Below are 15,667 nucleotides of genomic sequence, written 5' to 3'. Positions count from 1 at the left end.
GGCAGGGCTATCGCATATGGCTTTCGCACAGGACTCTCGGTGGTCCTCCACCGTGAAACGGGGGAGGGGGACCGCCGAAGGCGGTGGAGGGGGCGGCAGGATACGCCGGTTTTTGGGGCCGCCCCCTCCACCAGCTTCGCTGGTCCCCCTCCCCCGCTGCGCGGTGGAGGACCACTGAGAGCCCGGTGGCTGTTCATATGCGATAGCCCTGCCATAAAGGGGGAGGTGAAGAGTCGAGCTTATGGCGCGATCGTGCCTGGTACTCGATGCGGCACCTCTCCCTTCATGGGGGAGGATGGGAGGGGGCCGTCTCTATCGGCGTGCCACCATCTGTTTCACGCTCGATAGCTCCCCGCGCAAATCGCTTCCCCCGCCTCACCACGATTTGGCATCTAAATTCTCGACCAGTCCGATAGTCTTTGTCATTCTGCTGGCATACGCCGGGGTTCCCTCCTCCCTCCCCGACGGCAACGCGGCCCCGCTGCTTCCCCCTGTAGGCGGCGGGGCCGACCAAACCGAGGAGTGACGACGTGCTGCACTTTGTTGGAATCCTGACCCCGCGCGACGACCTGCCGCCGGGTGACGACCGGCAGAAGCCGTTCTTCGGGCCCGAGTTTCGGCTGACCCGCAGCGAGCGCGACGCCGCCGTGCTCGATGGCAAGTGGCCGGCCGAGGAGCCGCGAGACCCGGCCGAAGGCATGCGCTTCGTCAATCTGCTGGCCCCGCCGTTCATCTGACGCGCCAGGAAGGTCGTAGGCCTTTCCTGTCACCAGCATGACTTGGCGGCTCGCACACGGCCAATCGCCAACGCGAACCGGAGCGCTATAAAGGGGCATCGATTCCCCTGGGGCTCCGGGCGCCATGACGCTGTTCGCGACACTTTTCCCGCTGATCTGCTGGTTCGCCTACAATTACGGCGTGCCCCTGCTGGAGCGGAAGCGGCCGTCGCTGTCGGTGATCATGTCGATGCAGCGCCGCCGCTGGGTGGCTAATGCGGTCAAACGCGATACCCCGCTCGATGCGATCCTCGCCGGCAACCTGATGGGCTCGGTGAGCTTTCTCGCCTCGACTTCGGTGCTGCTGGTGCTGGCGGTGTTTACCGCCTTCGGCAACCTCACCGCACTCACCGACACGCTGACCACCGCCGGACTGAAGGCGAGCTACACCTCGCAGGACGTGCAGGTCCACCTGTTCGCGACGCTCGCCATCTTCGTTCTGAGCTTTTTCTCGTTCACCCTGGCGCTGCGCCAGTTCAACCATTTCTGCATCCTGCTCGGCGCCATCGAGCATTCAGAGCACGTGGCCCGCGACGAGATCGACGGCATCGCCCGGCTCAACACGCTGGCGGCGAAGAACTTCAACAACGGCATCCGCGCCTACTATTTCGCCGTGCCGATGGTCGCCTGGTTCGCCAATGAGTGGCTGGCGGTGGTGGCAACCCTCGTCACGGTGGCGTTCATGGTGCACCGCGAATTCTTCTCCACCGCCCACCGCGTTGCAGCTTCGATCGCGGTCCTCGCGAGCCGGCGCGAGCAGGAGCACCCCTGACGCGCCGGCAGCCTCGGCTACTTGAGGTCCTGGAACACTCGCCACGGCTGGTAGAGCTTGGGGCCGGCGCCACCGAGCATCATCTTGTCGCTGTATTTGGCGAGGAGTTCGCCGTTCACCTCGGCCGTCTCCAGCAGCGGCGCCATCAGGTGGCCGATATTGCTGAAATGCTCGAGCGCCGCATCGATATCGCGATAGCGTTCATAGACGATCGCCTCGCTCTCATCCTCGTTGAAGAAAATCTCGTACTGCAGCGTACCGGTATCCTTGGTCCTGACGATCTCCATCGCCTGCTCGCAAAGCGCCTTGTAGGCGTCGAGCTTGCCGGGCCGAATGACCGCGCGGGCAATGCCTTTGATCTCGTCCATGGTATTTCCCTTCGAAATGAGTTGGTTGCTGTTGGTCAGTGGCGATGATCGATCGCCCGGATCAGGTCCTCGCGGCTGATCCCGAGGTCACGAAGTCGATGCTCGGGGGCGAACAGCAGATCCTGTAGCACCGCCTTCTGCTGCCGCCTGGCGTATCGATCCGCCAGCCAGCGAGCAACGGCACGGTAGAGACGGGCAGTCGAGGGACCGGCGACCCGGTCGCGGGGGATATCAACGAGGGCCATCTGGCTTCTCCACGGGTTCGACTAGCGGACGAGGAGGAAACTATGGCAGACTGGTCAGGCGCGTAATGACCAGTTGCGGCCAATAGACTTGTCCAGTCGGCATACTGAACTGCTGATCACCGTCGATCGCCAGGCGGCCGAGCCGATGCGCACCCAGCTCGAGCGGCAACTGCGCGATGCCGTTCGCAGCGGCGCGCTGCGTCCGGGTGGCGAGTTGCCATCAACCCGCGACCTGGCGCGGCATCTCGGCATTTCGCGCCCCCTGGTGATGGAGGCCTACACCCAGCTGGAGGCCGAGGGCTATGTCGCTCTGCGGCAGGGTGCGGCACCGCGCGTAGCGGACGCCGCCCCGCAGCACCACCGGCCCAAGTTCCCGCCCGAAAGCTTCATCACCGCCTATTACCGCTACGATTTCCGCCCCGGCATTCCCGACCTCTCGACCTTTCCCTCGGCGCGCTGGCTGAAATCGGTAGAAGCCGGTCTCAAGGCCATGGGGCCCAACGATTTCGGCTATGGCCAGCGCTTCGGCGTCTGGCCGTTGCGTCAGGCGCTGGCCGACTATCTCGGGCGCGTCCGCGGTGTCAGCGCCGACCCGCGCCAGATCCTCATCACCGGCGGCTTCGAGCAGGCGAGAGCGTGCCTTGCACTGGCGCTGCGCCGCCGCAACATCACGCACCTGGCGGTGGAGGAACCGGGCTACGCCAACTACGCCACCTGGGTGGCGAACGGCCTGACCCTGGTGCCGATCCCGGTGGACGGAGACGGTATCGACGTCGCAGCGCTGGCGGCGAGTCCGGCCCAGGCCGTGCTGGTGACGCCGGCGCATCAATCGCCGACCGGCGTAGTGCTGAGTGGCGCGCGCCGGCTGGCATTGGTGAACTGGCTCAGGGCCCGCAATGGCTTCGCCATCGAAGACGATTATGACGGCGAGTTCCGTTACGACCGCGCCCCCGTCGGCGCGCTTCAGGGCCTGGCGCCGGACGCCGTCGTCTATGCCGGCACCGCCAGCAAGTCCCTGGCTCCGGCCTTGCGCATGGGCTGGATGGTCGTGCCGCCGGCCCTGCTGTCGGCGCTCGAATACGAAGCCCTGCTGATGGATTATGGCCAGAGCCGTATCGATCAGCACGCCCTCGCACATTTCATTGCGTCGGGTGAGTACGGCCGGCATCTGCGCAAGATGCGGGCGATCTATCGCGATCGCCGCGAGGCGCTGCTTGCTGCCATTCGCACTGATCTGCCCGAAGTCGAAGTCAGCGGCATATCCGCCGGACTTCACGCCACAGTGCGTTTCCACCGCCGCCTCGACGAGCCCGTCATCCGCGAGCGGGCCAGCCGGCGCGACATGGGCGTCACCTTTCTCCGCCGGCACTATCTCGGCACGGCGCCCGAGGCGAGCACCTTGCTGTTGAGCTATGCTCAGATGCCGGAGAGGGCCTTGCGCACCGCCCTGCGCACCCTGGTCGGTCTCATCGAGAACTAGCTATTTCGGCGCCCGAGCGCCCGTCGGGCGGCACGCCAGCCTCAGTTGTCGATCTTGCTCCTGGGATAAGTCTTGACCGATGGCGTTTCGGTCGGCGCCTGCAGCGCCGCTTCGAGCCGCTGGTGGTTGTCGGCGCCGGTCTGGTAACCGAGTGCAGCCGATTGCCGGTAGAGCTCGAGTGCGCGGGTCGTGTCCATCGTCACCGCCAGCCCGTTTTCGTAGAGATGGCCGAGATTGTTGAGCCCCACCGGGTTCCCCTGGTCGGCCGCCTGCTGGGTGAAGCTCAGCGCCTTCTCAAGGTTGCGCTCGCCGCCGGCGCCGTTGAGATACAATAGCCCCAGATTGGCGGCCGCATCGGTGTTGCCGCTTTGCGATGCCTGGCGGTAGAGCTGGCGGGCCATCGCATAGTCCTGCGTCACCCCGAGCCCATCCTCATAGAGCAAAGCCAGGTTCCCTTGCGCCTGGGCAATCCCCTGGTCGGCGGCCTGCTGGTAAAGCGCCGCCGCCCCCTCGGGGTCGGGCGCCGTGCCGTAGCCATGCTGCTTGAGAAAGCCGAGCGCGTTCTGCGCCAGCCCGTAGTTCTGGTCGGCCGCTGCCTGGTAGAGTTCGGCGGCGCGCCCATAATCCGGTTCGCCCAACGCCCCGCTTTCATAGAAACTGCCGAGGTTGTACTGCGCCCGGCTGTCGCCCCTGTCGGCGCCTCGCTGGTACCAGGCGGCCGCCGCGACCAGATCCTGGTCCACCCCGAGTCCTTCGGCATACATCGAGCCGAGATTGGCCATTGCCCGCGGCAGGCCCTGCTCGGCCGCCCGGCGATACCAGCGCGACGCCTCGAGATGATCCTGCCCGACGCCCTCGCCGTAGTCGTAGGAGAGCCCGAGGCTGTCCTGCGCCGGAGCGAAGCCGGCGTCGGCCGCGAGCTGCAACAGTTCCGCGCCGCGCGTCATGTCCTGCGTCACACCCTGCCCGACGATCAGGATGTCGCCAAAGCTGGTCTGCGCCAAAGCGTTGCCGGCGGTCGCCGCCGGCTCGAGATAGGTCACGGCGAGCGCCGAGTCGCCGCCAACGTCGTAGGCGCGGCCGAGCCAGGCCTTGAGCGGCACGGAGTCGGGATCTTCGGCCAGCGCCGCGGTGCAGTCATCGATCGCCGCAGCGGTATCCATCTTGGCGCTGTCGACGCCGGCCTCCGCATAGCCCGCTTCGTAGGGGCTCGCCGCCGCAGCGGCGCAGGCGTCGAACAGCTCGGTGGCAAGGCCCGGGGCTGCCGCAAGACCCAGGGCCAGCGCGGCGCTCGCCGCCAGCGTCTGTCGCAAACTCATCGCCCTGCTCCCTCCTGGCCGTGCCCGATCATAGCGTCGTCATCCGACGGCGCCAGCTGCAATGTGCGGGCGAGAAAGCCCGCAACGTCGCCGGCAAGGCTGGAACGGCGGGTCAACAAGCTCCCCAACTCGAGCAGCGTCGAAGGATGGGTGAAACGCGGAAAATGCCGCTCGACCACCTCCGCGCCCACCTCGCGCAGGCGCTTCGCCAGGGCCACGGTGTTCTGCGGCCCGACCACCGTGTCATCATCGGCGCTCGCCAGAAACATCGGCGGCGCCGCGGCGCTGACGAGGTTTACCGGCTGCGTCGCCAGGGGATCGGGGGCACCGCTGAACGTACGGATGCTGATCGGCACGTCGAACGGGTAGAAATTGTAGGGGCCGGAAAGCCCAACCACGGCGTCGACCGCCGCGCTGACCCCATAGGCCGGCTCCAGCGCCAGCATCACCGCGTTGTAGGCGCCGGCCGAGTGGCCGGCCAGCGCCAGCCGCGTGGCGTCGCCACCGAATTCGGCGGCATGTTGCAACGTCCAGCGCACCGCGTCGGCGCAATCCTCGAGGAATACCGGATACTCGACCTCCGGCAGCACCCGGTAGTCGGGTACGACCACCATGGTGCCCAAGCCGGCGAGCCAGCGCGCGACGAACGCGAAGTCGCGCCGATCGCCCTCGTTCCAGGCGCCGCCATAGAGGTAGATGACCACCGGGACGGGGCCGCCGGCGGCGCGCGGACCGTAGATATCGAGCTTCTGCTTCGGCCACCTGCCGTAGCTGACCCCGGACGCCAACCGCCACGACCGGCGATCCTTGGGACTGGCGAAATTGAGGAGACCGACGAGCGAGAAGGACATCTGGATAGACCTGCGGCGTGCCCCGATAGATACGGATCGGGCGGGCGATGGTTTCGTCATTCGGCGTGCGGCATTATCTGACATTGACAATCAGGTTTCGTCGGCGCTCTATGCCGCCCGAAACCTCACACTCGACGCCGTTTTTCTGCCCATGCTTGTCTGCCAGTGCAATGTGATCACCGACAGGGAGATCAAGCAGGTTATCGTCGGGCTTTTGCGTGAGGATCCCTGGCAAATCATCGTACCTGCGATGGTTTACCGGGAGCTGCAGAAGCGCTGCAAATGCGCCGGCTGCGTTCCGAATGTGGTGGACATTATCATCACGGTGACGGAAGAGTACCACCTCCAACTGGCCGAAAAACCCGCCGATGCACCCGTGGTGCACGCGCGGCTTTCTGCCATGCGTCGTAAGCGCCAAGGAGGTCGTAATGAAAGGCGAAGCACAGGTCATCGAGCGGCTTAACGAGGCTCTGTTCCTCGAACTCGGGGCCGTGAACCAGTACTGGGTGCATTTTCGCATCCTTTCCGACTGGGGCTACACCAAGCTGGCAGCCAAGGAACGTGCCGAATCCATCGAAGAGATGCACCACGCCGACAAGCTGATCGAGCGCATCATTTTCCTCGAAGGTCACCCCAACCTGCAGCGCGTGGCGCCGCTCCGCATCGGCCAGACCATCAAGGAAGTGCTCGAATGCGATCTCGCCGGCGAGTATGACGCCCGCAAGGCCTACAAGGCCTCGCGCGAGCTCTGCGAGTCGCTCGGCGACTATGTGTCCAAGAACCTGTTTGAGGAACTGCTGGCCGACGAAGAAGGCCACATCGATTTCCTCGAGAGCCAGCTGCAACTGCTCAACTCGATCGGCGTTGAAAAGTACGGCCAGCTCAATTCCGACAGCGCCGACAAGGCCGAATAAGCCTGCTGTCACCTCGGATTTCGAGCCGGTCGCCAGTGGCGGCCGGCTTTTTGTTTGCGAGGTAGGAAGGAAAACCCATGCAGTTTCATGCCGGACGCCTGATCGACCACGTCCACCTCAACGTCGCCGACCTCGACAAGGCCGCCGCCTTCTACGCCGCAGTGCTCGAAGCGCTGGAGCTGCCGCCGGCCAACCGCTCGGAACACGCCTTCCGGCCGACGAACTTTACATCAGCCGCCCCGGCCCCGGGCAGCACATCTCGAAAGTGCACCTCGCCTTCCAGGCGCGCGACGAACAGATGGTCCGGCGCTTCCATAAAGCGGCGCTCGAGGCCGGCGGCACCGATAATGGCGGGCCCGGCGAGCGCTCGTACCATCCGGGCTACTACGCCGCCTTCGTCTTCGACCCCGATGGCAACAACATCGAGGCCGTCACCCACGGCAAAGAAAAACGCTCCGCCCCTTCGGTCGTGCGCGAGCCGATGTGAGGCACTGAGGGTGCGGTAATCCTCCCCCGCGGGGCGGGGGAGGGGGATCAGCCAAGCTGGTGGAGGGAGCGGCCAAAGGCGCCGGCCATAGCCAGCCGAAAATCAGCTCCGCGGCCCCGCCCGCATCGGCCCGCTCTGCGGCTCTACCGTTCCGCGATCGAGGTTCGCCAGCCGATCCGCCGCCTCGACCACACCATGCTGGGCCGCCAACCGATACCACTTGGCCGCCAACACCAGGTCGGCCGGTACACCGCGGCCATTCTGATAGGCAACCCCCAGGCCGAACTCGGCCGGCGGGAAACCCGTTGCCGCCGCTGTCTGGTAGAGCGTCACCGCCCGCGCTGGGTCTTCGTCCACTCCATGACCCCACAGCAACAGGTCGGCGAGCAACGCCTTGGCCGGCGTGAAACTGCCTGCCGCAGCCTCGAGCAGCGGTACGGCTTCGGACTGCCGCCCGCCGGCAATCAGCGTTCGGGCGTACCAGGCCTTGTTCTCGAGCGAAGCCGCATCGAGCGCCACCGCCTTTTCGCACACCGGAATGGCGCTTCCGGCGTCAATCCGCTCGATCTCGACGCCTGAAACCTCGAAACCTGTTTCGTAGCGGGTTGCAGCGATCAACCCGCAGGTTTGCTCGGCGCGAACCTCGGCTGCCCGGCTGGCGGCATAGTCGTTGCCCTGCGCTGCGGCCAGGTCGAACAGCTCGATGGCGCGGTTGAAATCGCGCGCCACGCCCGTGCCATCGGCATAGATCGCCCCCAGTGTCGATTGCCCGTAGCTCGCCCCGGCATCGGCCGCCTGTTCGGCATAGCTGCGCGCCATCTCGAAATCGACCGCGACCCCTTCGCCATAGAGATAGGCCTGCGCCAGCCCGACGGTACCGCCGGTCTCGCCCTGGTCATGCGCATAGGAGTAGAGCTCAAAGGCCCGATCGAAATCCCGCTCCACCCCGCGCCCGGTGCTGTAGAGCTGCGCAAGGTTGGCGCTCGCCAGCGCATAGCCCTGGTCCGCCGCCAACTGGTAGTAGCGCGCGGCCTCGGCGAGATTCTCTGTGACGCCCTGCCCGGTCTCGTAGAGAAAACCGAGATCGTTCTGCGCATAAGAGTCGCCCATCGCGGCGCCAAGCTGGAACTGCTCAGCCGCCTTGACGAAGTCGACGTCGACGCCCTGCCCGTACTCGTAGAGCTGGCCAACGCCGTAGATGCCGACGACATCGCCCTGTTCCGCGCCCTTCTGGTACCAGAACATCGCCTGCGCGTAGTCGAGCTCGACCCCGGCGCCACCGTGATAGAGATAGCCGAGATTGCTGGAAGCGCGGGCCTCGCCCTGCTGGGCGGCCCGCATGTACCACGATGCTGCCAGCACGTCGTCTTCTGCCATGCCGCGACCGAGGTCGTAGGCAAACGCCAGGCTGAGCTGGGCTGGAGCGAACCCGGCCTCTGCCGCCGGCCGCAACACCTCCAGCGCCCGCGTGTCGTCGGTGCTGGCGATGTAGCCGAGGTCGCCGAACAGCACATCGGCCAGCAGTTGCCGGGCCAGCGGACTGTCGCCGGCCACCGCAGTCTCGAGCAGCGGCAACGCTGCATCGGTCTGCCCGTCGGCAAGCAGCGCGCGCGCCAGCCACGCCCTGTTGGCCGCCACATCGGGTGCTGCCGCGACGGCCTCCTCGCACGCCGGGATGGCAGTACCCACATCGATCTGGCTGAGTTCGCGACCAAATCCGGCGTAGCCGGGTTCGTATTGCGACGCTGCGGCCATGGCGCAGATCGATGCCACCGGCGTATCCTGTGCCGTGGCGCTCGCCGGCAGCATCCCTGCCAGCACCAGCAAAAGCCCATGCGCCACGGTTGTGCTGCTGCGCACCATCATGCCCCCTGCCCCCTTGTGCACAAAGCCTAGCGGAAGCTCGCAGCGCCCGTCGAGTGATACGGCGCTTCGAGCCGCGCCACTTCATCCGCCGTCAGCACCACATCGAGCGCCCCGACGGCATCCTCGAGTTGGCTGAGCTTGGTAACGCCGACAATCGGGGCGCTAACCGGCTGCTTCTGCAACACCCAGGCGAGCGCCACCTGCGCCATCTTCACCCCGCGCGCCGCGGCAATGTCGGCGACTACGGCATTGATCGCCTGGTTGGCCGCTTCGTCGCGAAGGTACAGCGTCTTGCCGTAGATGTCGGTTTCCATCCGTTCGGTGCTCTCGCCCCACGGACGAGCCAGTCGGCCGCGCGCCAGCGGCGACCACGGGATCACCCCGATGCCCTGGTCGATGCAGAGCGGCAGCATCTCGCGCTCTTCTTCGCGCTCGATCAGGTTGAGCTGATCCTGCATGGAGACGAACCGCGCCCAGCCGTGCCTGTCCGAGGTCATCAGCATCTTCAGGAACTGCCAGGCCGCCATCGAGGAGGCGCCGATGTAACGGGCCTTGCCGGCCCGCACCACGTCATTGAGCGCCTCGAGCGTTTCCTCGATCGGCGTCGCCGGATCGAAGCGGTGGATCTGGTAGAGATCGACATAGTCGGTCCCGAGCCGGCGCAGCGAGTTGTCGATCTCGCTGAGGATCGCCTTGCGGCTGAGCCCCGCGCCATTCGGCCCCTTGCGCATCTCGCCATTGACCTTGGTGGCGATCACCAGCTCATCGCGCGGCGCCATTTCGAGCAGCACCTTGCCCACGATCTCCTCGCTCGAGCCCAGCGAATAGACATTGGCGGTGTCATAGAAATTGATCCCCGCTTCCCAGGCGGCGCGGAGGATCGGACGGCTCGCCGCTTCGTCGAGCGTCCACTCGTGCGAACCGCGCTTGGGCTCGCCGAACGACATGCAGCCGAGACAGATCCGGCTGACTTCGAGGCCGGTACGACCGAGACGGGTATACTGCATGGTGGATACTCCTTTGATTGGACATGAGTTTAGCAGCCCGGCGGGGGCAGAGGGCAAGTCCTGTGCGGAAACACTGCCGCTGCATTGGCGCAATGGGCGCCGCTGCGCTAGGCTGGCGACTGCAGAGGAGGACGCGTGAGATGCTGATCCGTTCGCTCGCGGTGCTCGCACTGTTGCTGACGCCGGTCGCCTCGCCGCTGACCGCCATCCGCCCCGCCCTGGCGCAGAGCCAGCAGATTGCCGTGGCCGAGCTGATGCGGGCGACGGCGCTCGATGAGGTGTTCACCCAGTTTGCGGCAACCATCGCCGCCTCGGCCCGCGCCGAGGAAATCTCCAGCGACGAGATTTTCCTGAAGCATTGGGAGGCGACGGCCACCTCGGTGTTCGACGCCGCCGATCTGCACCGCCGTCTGGCGAGGGCGCTCGAAGGTAAGTTCTCGACCGACGAACAGGCGGTGCTGCGCAGCTTCTTTCACTCCGCCTTCGGCGAGCGGATGACGGTGCTGGAGCGTGACGCCGCCCGGCTCGAACCTGGGGCGCAGATCGCTGCGATCGCCGCGGGCCAGCAACTGGTGACGACCGCCTCGGTGATCCGCCAGACCCAGATCGATGCACTGATGGAGCTGGTCTCGGCCGAGATTTCCGCCGCCATGGTCGGCCAGTCCGTGCGGGCGCTGCTGCTCGGGCTCTCGGTGTCGCACCAGCAGGGCGAAGTTACCGTGCCCTGGCAGGAGATCGATACCCAGGTCGAGGCGATGATGCCCGGGCTGCTCGCCGATGTCGGCCGCACCCAGCGCGCCATGATGGCCTATGTCTATCGCGACCTCAGCGATGCCGATCTCGACCGCTATATCGAGTTTCTGCGCACCCCGGCGGCGCAGAAATTCTATGCCGTTGCCGCCTACGCCGTCGGCCGCATCGTCGCCGACGGCATGTCGGCCTTCGGCGAAGCCTTCGCGGCGCGCATGCAGAGCGTCAATGTGTGAGCGAGTGGTGAGTAGCCAATAGCGGGTAGCATTCGCTACTCGCCCGCCTCACTCGTTGCGCCGCCCGCCATCGATCGGCGCCAGCACGTCGTCCATCTTCTCGATCACCGCCGTCATGTTGCTCTCGGGCGGATCGGGCGTGAACACCGGTCGCGGCGTGCCCGAGGGGAAGGCGCCGAAGGTCTGGAAGAACTCGACCATGTCGTTGAGGATCGGCATGCGGAACCGCATCATCGCCCCCAGCGCAATCACCGGCTCGAGGTGGCCGAAGCCCGGATAGTATTTCTCGGTGACCCAGATGCCCTGCTCGCGCAGCTTCTTGGCCAACGCTTCGGAGTTCTGCACCCTGACGATCGGGTCGGAGGTGCCGCTGGCCAGAAAGATCGGCGGCGCATCGCTGGTGACGAGGTTGATCGGCTGCGTCCCCTCCGGGCTCGGCGCCGGCCCGAAGGTGTCGCGCACCTGGTCGTACTCGAACGGGTAGAAATTGTAGGGCCCGGAAATCCCGGCAATCGCCCGGATCGGCATGGTGACGTCATAGTCGCGCCGGAACGAGGAATCGAGCCCGAGCATCACCGCGTTGTAGGCGCCGGCCGAATGGCCGGCGACGAAGAAGCGGTTCGGATCGCCGTCATAGAGCGCGATATTGTCCTGGATCCAGCGCATCGCCTGTGCGCAATCCTCGAGGAAATCCGGATACTTGACCTCCGGCCACAGCCGGTAATCGGCAATCACCGTGACGAACCCGGCCGCCGCCAGCGCCCGGCCGGCGAACTCGTATTCGAACTTGTCGCCCGCCCGCCAGCTGCCGCCATAGATGAACATCACCACCGGCGCGGTGCCGTCGATCTTCTCCGGCCGATAGATATCGAGCTTCTTGCGCTGTCCATCCGCATAGGGAATGTCGGCGACTTTCTTGACCCCCCGGTCCATCGCCTCGGCGATGTTGAATGGCGAAAAGATCGTCACCTGTGCCAGCGTCGGCAGCACCGAGGCGACGAGCAGCGACAAAGCAAGGGCGAACCGCAGAGCGGTGCTGAAAATCCTGGTCATTCGGGGGCCTGGTCAGTTCCGGAGTCGGGCCGACTGATGGCCGAGGAACCTGAAGATTTTGTGACCGGTTTTGTGGATAGGTGAACGCGCCGACGGCTCCCCCATCGTCCCCTCTCCCTTTGGGGGAGAGGGTCAGGGTGAGGGGGCCTTGCCGCAAGCACCGAGCGTGGAGAAGGCCCCCTCACCCGGCGCTACGCGCCGACCTCTCGCCCAAGGGAGAGGTGTCCCGACTGCGACGCCCTGCGATGGCGGCGCGTGCCGCTACGACTTCAACCGATACCCCGTCCGGAACATCCAGCTGACGATCGCAAGGCAGATGGCGAGGAACCCCAACGTTGCAGCGACGCTGATCGAAATATCCACATCGGCGATGCCGTAGAAGGCCCAGCGAAAGCCGCTGATCAGGTAGACTACCGGGTTGAACAGCGACACCGTCTGCCAGAATGGCGGCAGCACGCTCAGCGAGTAGAACGTGCCGCCGAGAAAAGTCAGCGGCGTGATGATCAGCAGCGGCACCGTCTGCAGCTGCTCCATCCCCTTGGCCCAGATGCCGATGATGAAGCCGACGAGGCTGAAGGTGATCGCGGTGAGCACCAGGAAGGCCAGCATCCAGAACGGATGGTCGATGCGGATGGGCACGAAGAACCACGCCGTCGCCAGCACCAGCACACCGAGAATGAGCGATTTCGTCGCCGCTGCCCCGACATAGCCGACCACCGTTTCGAACGACGACACCGGCGCCGAGAGCAGCTCGTAGATGGTGCCGAGGAACTTCGGGAAGTAGATGCCGAACGAGCCGTTGGCCACCGACTGGGTCAGGATCATCAGCATGATCAACCCCGGCAGGATGAAGGCGCCATAGCTGACGCCCTCGATCTCGGTGATGCGCGAGCCGATGGCGGCGCCGAACACCACGAAGTAGAGCGAGGTCGAGATCACCGGCGAGATCAGCGACTGCAGCGGCGTGCGGAAAGTGCGCGCCATCTCGAACTTGTAGATGGCCTTGATCGCTTCGAGGTTCATGACGCGTCCCTCACCAGGCTGACGAAGATGTCTTCGAGCGAACTCTCGCGTGTCTGCAGGTCGCGGAACCGCACCCCGGCAGTGCCGAGCGCTGCGAGCAATCCGCTGATGCCGCTCCGCTCGCCCTGCGCATCGTAGGTGTAGACCAGGCTTTCGCCATCGGCGGCGAGTTCCAGCGCATAGGGCTGCAGCGCCTCGGGCAGGCTCTCGAGCCGCTCCTGCAGCGTCAGGGTCAGCTGCTTCTTGCCGAGCTTCCGCATCAGCTCGGCCTTTTTCTCGACCAGCACCAGCTCGCCGTGCTGGATGATGCCGATGCGGTCGGCCATTTCCTCGGCTTCGGCGATGTAGTGGGTGGTGAGGATGATCGTCGTGCCCGCCGCCCTGAGACGGCGGATCATCGCCCACATGTCCTTGCGCAACTCGACGTCGACGCCCGCAGTCGGCTCGTCGAGGAACAGCACTTCGGGCTCGTGGCTCAGCGCCTTGGCGATCATCACCCGGCGCTTCATGCCGCCGGAGAGCTGCATGATCTTGCTGTCTTTCTTGTCCCAGAGGCTGAGCTCGCGCAGCACCTTTTCGAGATGCGCCGGGTCCGGCTTCTTGCCGAACAAGCCGCGGCTGTGGCTGACTGTCGCCCACACCGTCTCGAACGCGTCGGTGGTCAGCTCCTGCGGCACCAGCCCGATCATCTCGCGGGATTTGCGATAGTCCCTGACGATGTCGTGCCCACCCACCGTCACCGTGCCGCTTGATGGCGTGACGATGCCGCAGACGATCGAGATCAGCGTGGTTTTGCCGGCCCCGTTCGGCCCCAGCAGCGCCAGGATCTCGCCGCGCTCAATCTCGAGGCTGACGTGCTTCAGCGCCGCAAACCCCGAGGCATAGGTCTTGGACAAGTCGGCAATTGCAATGACTGCGTCCGGCATGTTCGCCCTCCCGAACTCCGTGTCCGCACCATATGCGGTCGGCGGCGGCCGAGTTCAACGAACTGTGAGGTAACATCGACCTGCCCATATGGGCAGGCAGCGCATCCTGGCGAGGCGAGACTCCACCGGTATCGTCGGCTAGCCTCTGCACGCGAAGGAGGACGCCATGCCCGCAGCTGCTCAGGATCAGATCCCGCTGGCGCCGATGGAGGCACGTTCGGTTGCCGAACTGCCTCGCGACCAGGGCTGGCAGTTCGAACCGAAATGGGACGGCTTTCGATGCATCGCGGTGAAGCAGGGCGATGCCGTCGCGCTGTTCGCCAAATCCGGCAAGCCGCTCGGCCGCTTCTTTCCCGACATGGTCAGCCTGCTCGAGACATTGCCGGCAACTGACTTCGTGCTCGATGGTGAGCTCACCATTCCGATCGGTGGGCGGCTCAGCTTCGATGCGCTGCAGATGCGGCTCCATCCCGCGGCGAGCCGGGTGCAGAAGCTCGCGGCTGAGCATCCGGCCGTCTACGTGCTGTTCGACCTGCTGCTGGCGCCGGGCGGCAAGCCATTGGCGTCGCTGCCGCTTTCGGAGCGGCGACGCGAGCTCGAAAGCTTCTTTGGCACCATCGAACGCCCCGGCCTTCGGCTGTCGCCGACGACCGCCGATCGCGGCAAAGCCGAGGCCTGGCTCGCCGGCGCCGGCGGCGATCTTGACGGCGTGATCGCCAAGCGGCATGACGCCCCCTATGCCGCCGGAGAGCGGCAGATGCTGAAGATCAAGCGCATCCGCACGGCGGACTGCGTGGTCGGCGGCTTCCGCTACGGCACGGGGAGCAAGTTGGCCGGTTCACTCCTGCTCGGCCTCTATGACGACGACGGGAAGCTGAACCATGTCGGCTTCACCTCAGCGCTCGCAGACGAGGACAAGGCAGAACTGACCAGGCGTCTCGAAACCCTCGCCGGCGGCAGCGGCTTCACCGGCCGCGCCCCCGGCGGCCCCAGCCGCTGGTCGACCGAACGCACCGAACATTACGAAGCCTTGCGGCCCGAACTGGTGGTGGAAGTCGCCTACGACCACGTCAGCAGCGACCGCTTCCGCCACGGCACGCGGCTGCTACGCTGGCGCCCGGACAAGCGGCCGGATCAGTGCCGAATGGAGCAATTGGGGAAGTAGGGCGGGTATCGCCTCCAGTTTTGCGCTGTTGGCGCCCCTATCGTCCCCTCGCCCCTTTGGGGAGAGGGCCAGGGTGAGGGGCGCCCAGCACACCGGCCCGGGATGAAGGTGGCACTGAAGTGGCCCTTTCTCGCGTCTGACGCCGCCAACCCGCGGCTGACGCCTTCTGCCTCATCCGCCGCCCTTGCCCCAAAGGGGCGAGGGGGCGCTGTTCGCCGCCGGTGCATCCCGAGCAAGTCGGCAGTTCTGCGTGCGGGGAGCGACATCCCGGCCCCTGCAAATCCGGAGCTTGGACAAAACAAAACCCCGCCGGCATTTCTGCAGGCGGGGTTTTGTGTTGTTTTTCTAGTCGTATGAGACACGCATGTTCTTGGCAGACCTGGCAGCGACCTACTCTCCCAAGCCTTGAGACTTAGTACCATCGGCGCA

Annotated in this window: 16 protein-coding genes and 1 pseudogene; 8 read left to right on the top strand and 9 right to left on the bottom strand. The window is 65.7% G+C overall.

Annotated elements, in window-relative coordinates; translation table 11 throughout:
- Positions 1-530 precede the first annotated feature (530 nt).
- Together VGV07_RS01815 and VGV07_RS01810 are read left to right on the top strand one after the other, a co-directional pair.
- On the top strand, positions 531-737 hold the full coding sequence (locus VGV07_RS01815; protein WP_326866976.1) for a hypothetical protein: 207 nt from the start codon (positions 531-533) through the stop codon (positions 735-737).
- 124 nt (positions 738-861) lie between these two features.
- Positions 862-1,548: a DUF599 domain-containing protein gene (locus VGV07_RS01810; RefSeq protein WP_326866975.1), complete on the top strand. Its 687-nt coding sequence runs from the start codon at positions 862-864 to the stop codon at positions 1,546-1,548.
- A gap of 17 nt (positions 1,549-1,565) precedes the next feature.
- Here VGV07_RS01810 and VGV07_RS01805 read toward each other — a convergent pair whose 3' ends face one another.
- Positions 1,566-1,916 carry a putative quinol monooxygenase gene (locus VGV07_RS01805; RefSeq protein ID WP_326866974.1) on the bottom strand — a complete coding sequence of 117 codons (351 nt, stop codon included), beginning with the start codon at positions 1,914-1,916 and terminating at the stop codon, positions 1,566-1,568.
- Positions 1,917-1,951: 35 nt separating this feature from the next.
- On the bottom strand, positions 1,952-2,161 hold the full coding sequence (locus VGV07_RS01800) for a hypothetical protein (RefSeq protein ID WP_326866973.1): 210 nt from the start codon (positions 2,159-2,161) through the stop codon (positions 1,952-1,954).
- 88 nt (positions 2,162-2,249) lie between these two features.
- Between VGV07_RS01800 and VGV07_RS01795 the strand changes: the two genes are divergently transcribed.
- Positions 2,250-3,641 carry a PLP-dependent aminotransferase family protein gene (locus VGV07_RS01795; RefSeq protein WP_326866972.1) on the top strand — a complete coding sequence of 464 codons (1,392 nt, stop codon included), beginning with the start codon at positions 2,250-2,252 and terminating at the stop codon, positions 3,639-3,641.
- Positions 3,642-3,682: 41 nt separating this feature from the next.
- On the opposite strand, the gene VGV07_RS01790 is transcribed toward VGV07_RS01795, so the two are convergent.
- On the bottom strand, positions 3,683-4,960 hold the full coding sequence (locus tag VGV07_RS01790) for a tetratricopeptide repeat protein (protein WP_326866971.1): 1,278 nt from the start codon (positions 4,958-4,960) through the stop codon (positions 3,683-3,685).
- Entirely contained in the window at positions 4,957-5,811 is an 855-nt protein-coding gene (locus tag VGV07_RS01785; protein ID WP_326866970.1) for an alpha/beta hydrolase, read from the bottom strand. The genes VGV07_RS01790 and VGV07_RS01785 overlap by 4 nt, the downstream gene beginning before the upstream one ends.
- A 151-nt stretch (positions 5,812-5,962) precedes the next feature.
- Between VGV07_RS01785 and VGV07_RS01780 the strand changes: the two genes are divergently transcribed.
- From VGV07_RS01780 to VGV07_RS01770, 3 genes and pseudogenes are all read left to right on the top strand, one after another.
- Entirely contained in the window at positions 5,963-6,274 is a 312-nt protein-coding gene (locus tag VGV07_RS01780) for a (2Fe-2S)-binding protein (protein WP_326866977.1), read from the top strand.
- Entirely contained in the window at positions 6,240-6,725 is a 486-nt protein-coding gene (gene bfr, locus VGV07_RS01775; protein ID WP_055046419.1) for a bacterioferritin, read from the top strand. Before VGV07_RS01780 ends, bfr begins: the two co-directional genes overlap by 35 nt.
- Before the next feature lie 77 nt (positions 6,726-6,802).
- Positions 6,803-7,212: pseudogene (locus VGV07_RS01770) on the top strand (VOC family protein).
- A 102-nt stretch (positions 7,213-7,314) separates the two neighbouring features.
- Here VGV07_RS01770 and VGV07_RS01765 read toward each other — a convergent pair.
- Positions 7,315-9,078, bottom strand: a complete 1,764-nt coding sequence (locus VGV07_RS01765; protein ID WP_326866968.1) for an SEL1-like repeat protein — start codon at positions 9,076-9,078, stop codon at positions 7,315-7,317.
- 26 nt (positions 9,079-9,104) lie between these two features.
- The gene (locus VGV07_RS01760; RefSeq protein WP_326866967.1) at positions 9,105-10,085 is read right to left on the bottom strand and encodes an aldo/keto reductase; all 981 of its coding nucleotides are present in this window, start codon (positions 10,083-10,085) and stop codon (positions 9,105-9,107) included.
- 140 nt (positions 10,086-10,225) lie between these two features.
- Between VGV07_RS01760 and VGV07_RS01755 the strand changes: the two genes are divergently transcribed.
- Positions 10,226-11,071, top strand: coding sequence for a hypothetical protein (locus VGV07_RS01755; protein WP_326866966.1), 846 nt, complete (start codon positions 10,226-10,228; stop codon positions 11,069-11,071).
- 48 nt (positions 11,072-11,119) lie between these two features.
- Here VGV07_RS01755 and VGV07_RS01750 read toward each other — a convergent pair whose 3' ends face one another.
- The 3 genes from VGV07_RS01750 to VGV07_RS01740 all read right to left on the bottom strand — a co-directional run bounded on the left by VGV07_RS01750 (position 11,120) and on the right by VGV07_RS01740 (position 14,073).
- Positions 11,120-12,124, bottom strand: a complete 1,005-nt coding sequence (locus tag VGV07_RS01750; protein ID WP_326866965.1) for an alpha/beta hydrolase — start codon at positions 12,122-12,124, stop codon at positions 11,120-11,122.
- A gap of 261 nt (positions 12,125-12,385) precedes the next feature.
- The gene (locus tag VGV07_RS01745) at positions 12,386-13,147 is read right to left on the bottom strand and encodes an ABC transporter permease (protein ID WP_326866964.1); all 762 of its coding nucleotides are present in this window, start codon (positions 13,145-13,147) and stop codon (positions 12,386-12,388) included.
- On the bottom strand, positions 13,144-14,073 hold the full coding sequence (locus VGV07_RS01740) for an ABC transporter ATP-binding protein (protein ID WP_326866963.1): 930 nt from the start codon (positions 14,071-14,073) through the stop codon (positions 13,144-13,146). The genes VGV07_RS01745 and VGV07_RS01740 overlap by 4 nt, the downstream gene beginning before the upstream one ends.
- Before the next feature lie 166 nt (positions 14,074-14,239).
- On the opposite strand from VGV07_RS01740, the gene VGV07_RS01735 reads away from it, so the two are divergent.
- The gene (locus VGV07_RS01735; RefSeq protein WP_326866962.1) at positions 14,240-15,238 is read left to right on the top strand and encodes an ATP-dependent DNA ligase; all 999 of its coding nucleotides are present in this window, start codon (positions 14,240-14,242) and stop codon (positions 15,236-15,238) included.
- Positions 15,239-15,667: the final 429 nt, after the last annotated feature.

The sequence above is a fragment of the Devosia sp. genome, assembly GCF_035944845.1.
Lineage (GTDB): Bacteria > Pseudomonadota > Alphaproteobacteria > Rhizobiales > Devosiaceae > Devosia_A.
Note: the sequence above shows the minus strand (reverse complement) of the source record. Positions and strands in the feature narration are given on the sequence as shown.

Excerpts from the sequence above, each read along its gene's own strand:
- VGV07_RS01745 (WP_326866964.1), bottom strand. The coding sequence starts at position 13,147 with ATGAACCTCGAAGCGATCAAGGCCATCTACAAGTTCGAGATGGCGCGC.
- VGV07_RS01790 (WP_326866971.1), bottom strand. The coding sequence starts at position 4,960 with ATGAGTTTGCGACAGACGCTGGCGGCGAGCGCCGCGCTGGCCCTGGGT.
- VGV07_RS01765 (WP_326866968.1), bottom strand. The coding sequence starts at position 9,078 with ATGATGGTGCGCAGCAGCACAACCGTGGCGCATGGGCTTTTGCTGGTG.
- VGV07_RS01805 (WP_326866974.1), bottom strand. The coding sequence starts at position 1,916 with ATGGACGAGATCAAAGGCATTGCCCGCGCGGTCATTCGGCCCGGCAAG.
- bfr (WP_055046419.1), top strand. The coding sequence starts at position 6,240 with ATGAAAGGCGAAGCACAGGTCATCGAGCGGCTTAACGAGGCTCTGTTC.
- VGV07_RS01755 (WP_326866966.1), top strand. The coding sequence starts at position 10,226 with ATGCTGATCCGTTCGCTCGCGGTGCTCGCACTGTTGCTGACGCCGGTC.
- VGV07_RS01760 (WP_326866967.1), bottom strand. The coding sequence starts at position 10,085 with ATGCAGTATACCCGTCTCGGTCGTACCGGCCTCGAAGTCAGCCGGATC.
- VGV07_RS01800 (WP_326866973.1), bottom strand. The coding sequence starts at position 2,161 with ATGGCCCTCGTTGATATCCCCCGCGACCGGGTCGCCGGTCCCTCGACT.
- VGV07_RS01735 (WP_326866962.1), top strand. The coding sequence starts at position 14,240 with ATGCCCGCAGCTGCTCAGGATCAGATCCCGCTGGCGCCGATGGAGGCA.
- VGV07_RS01740 (WP_326866963.1), bottom strand. The coding sequence starts at position 14,073 with ATGCCGGACGCAGTCATTGCAATTGCCGACTTGTCCAAGACCTATGCC.
- VGV07_RS01750 (WP_326866965.1), bottom strand. The coding sequence starts at position 12,124 with ATGACCAGGATTTTCAGCACCGCTCTGCGGTTCGCCCTTGCTTTGTCG.
- VGV07_RS01780 (WP_326866977.1), top strand. The coding sequence starts at position 5,963 with ATGCTTGTCTGCCAGTGCAATGTGATCACCGACAGGGAGATCAAGCAG.
- VGV07_RS01785 (WP_326866970.1), bottom strand. The coding sequence starts at position 5,811 with ATGTCCTTCTCGCTCGTCGGTCTCCTCAATTTCGCCAGTCCCAAGGAT.
- VGV07_RS01810 (WP_326866975.1), top strand. The coding sequence starts at position 862 with ATGACGCTGTTCGCGACACTTTTCCCGCTGATCTGCTGGTTCGCCTAC.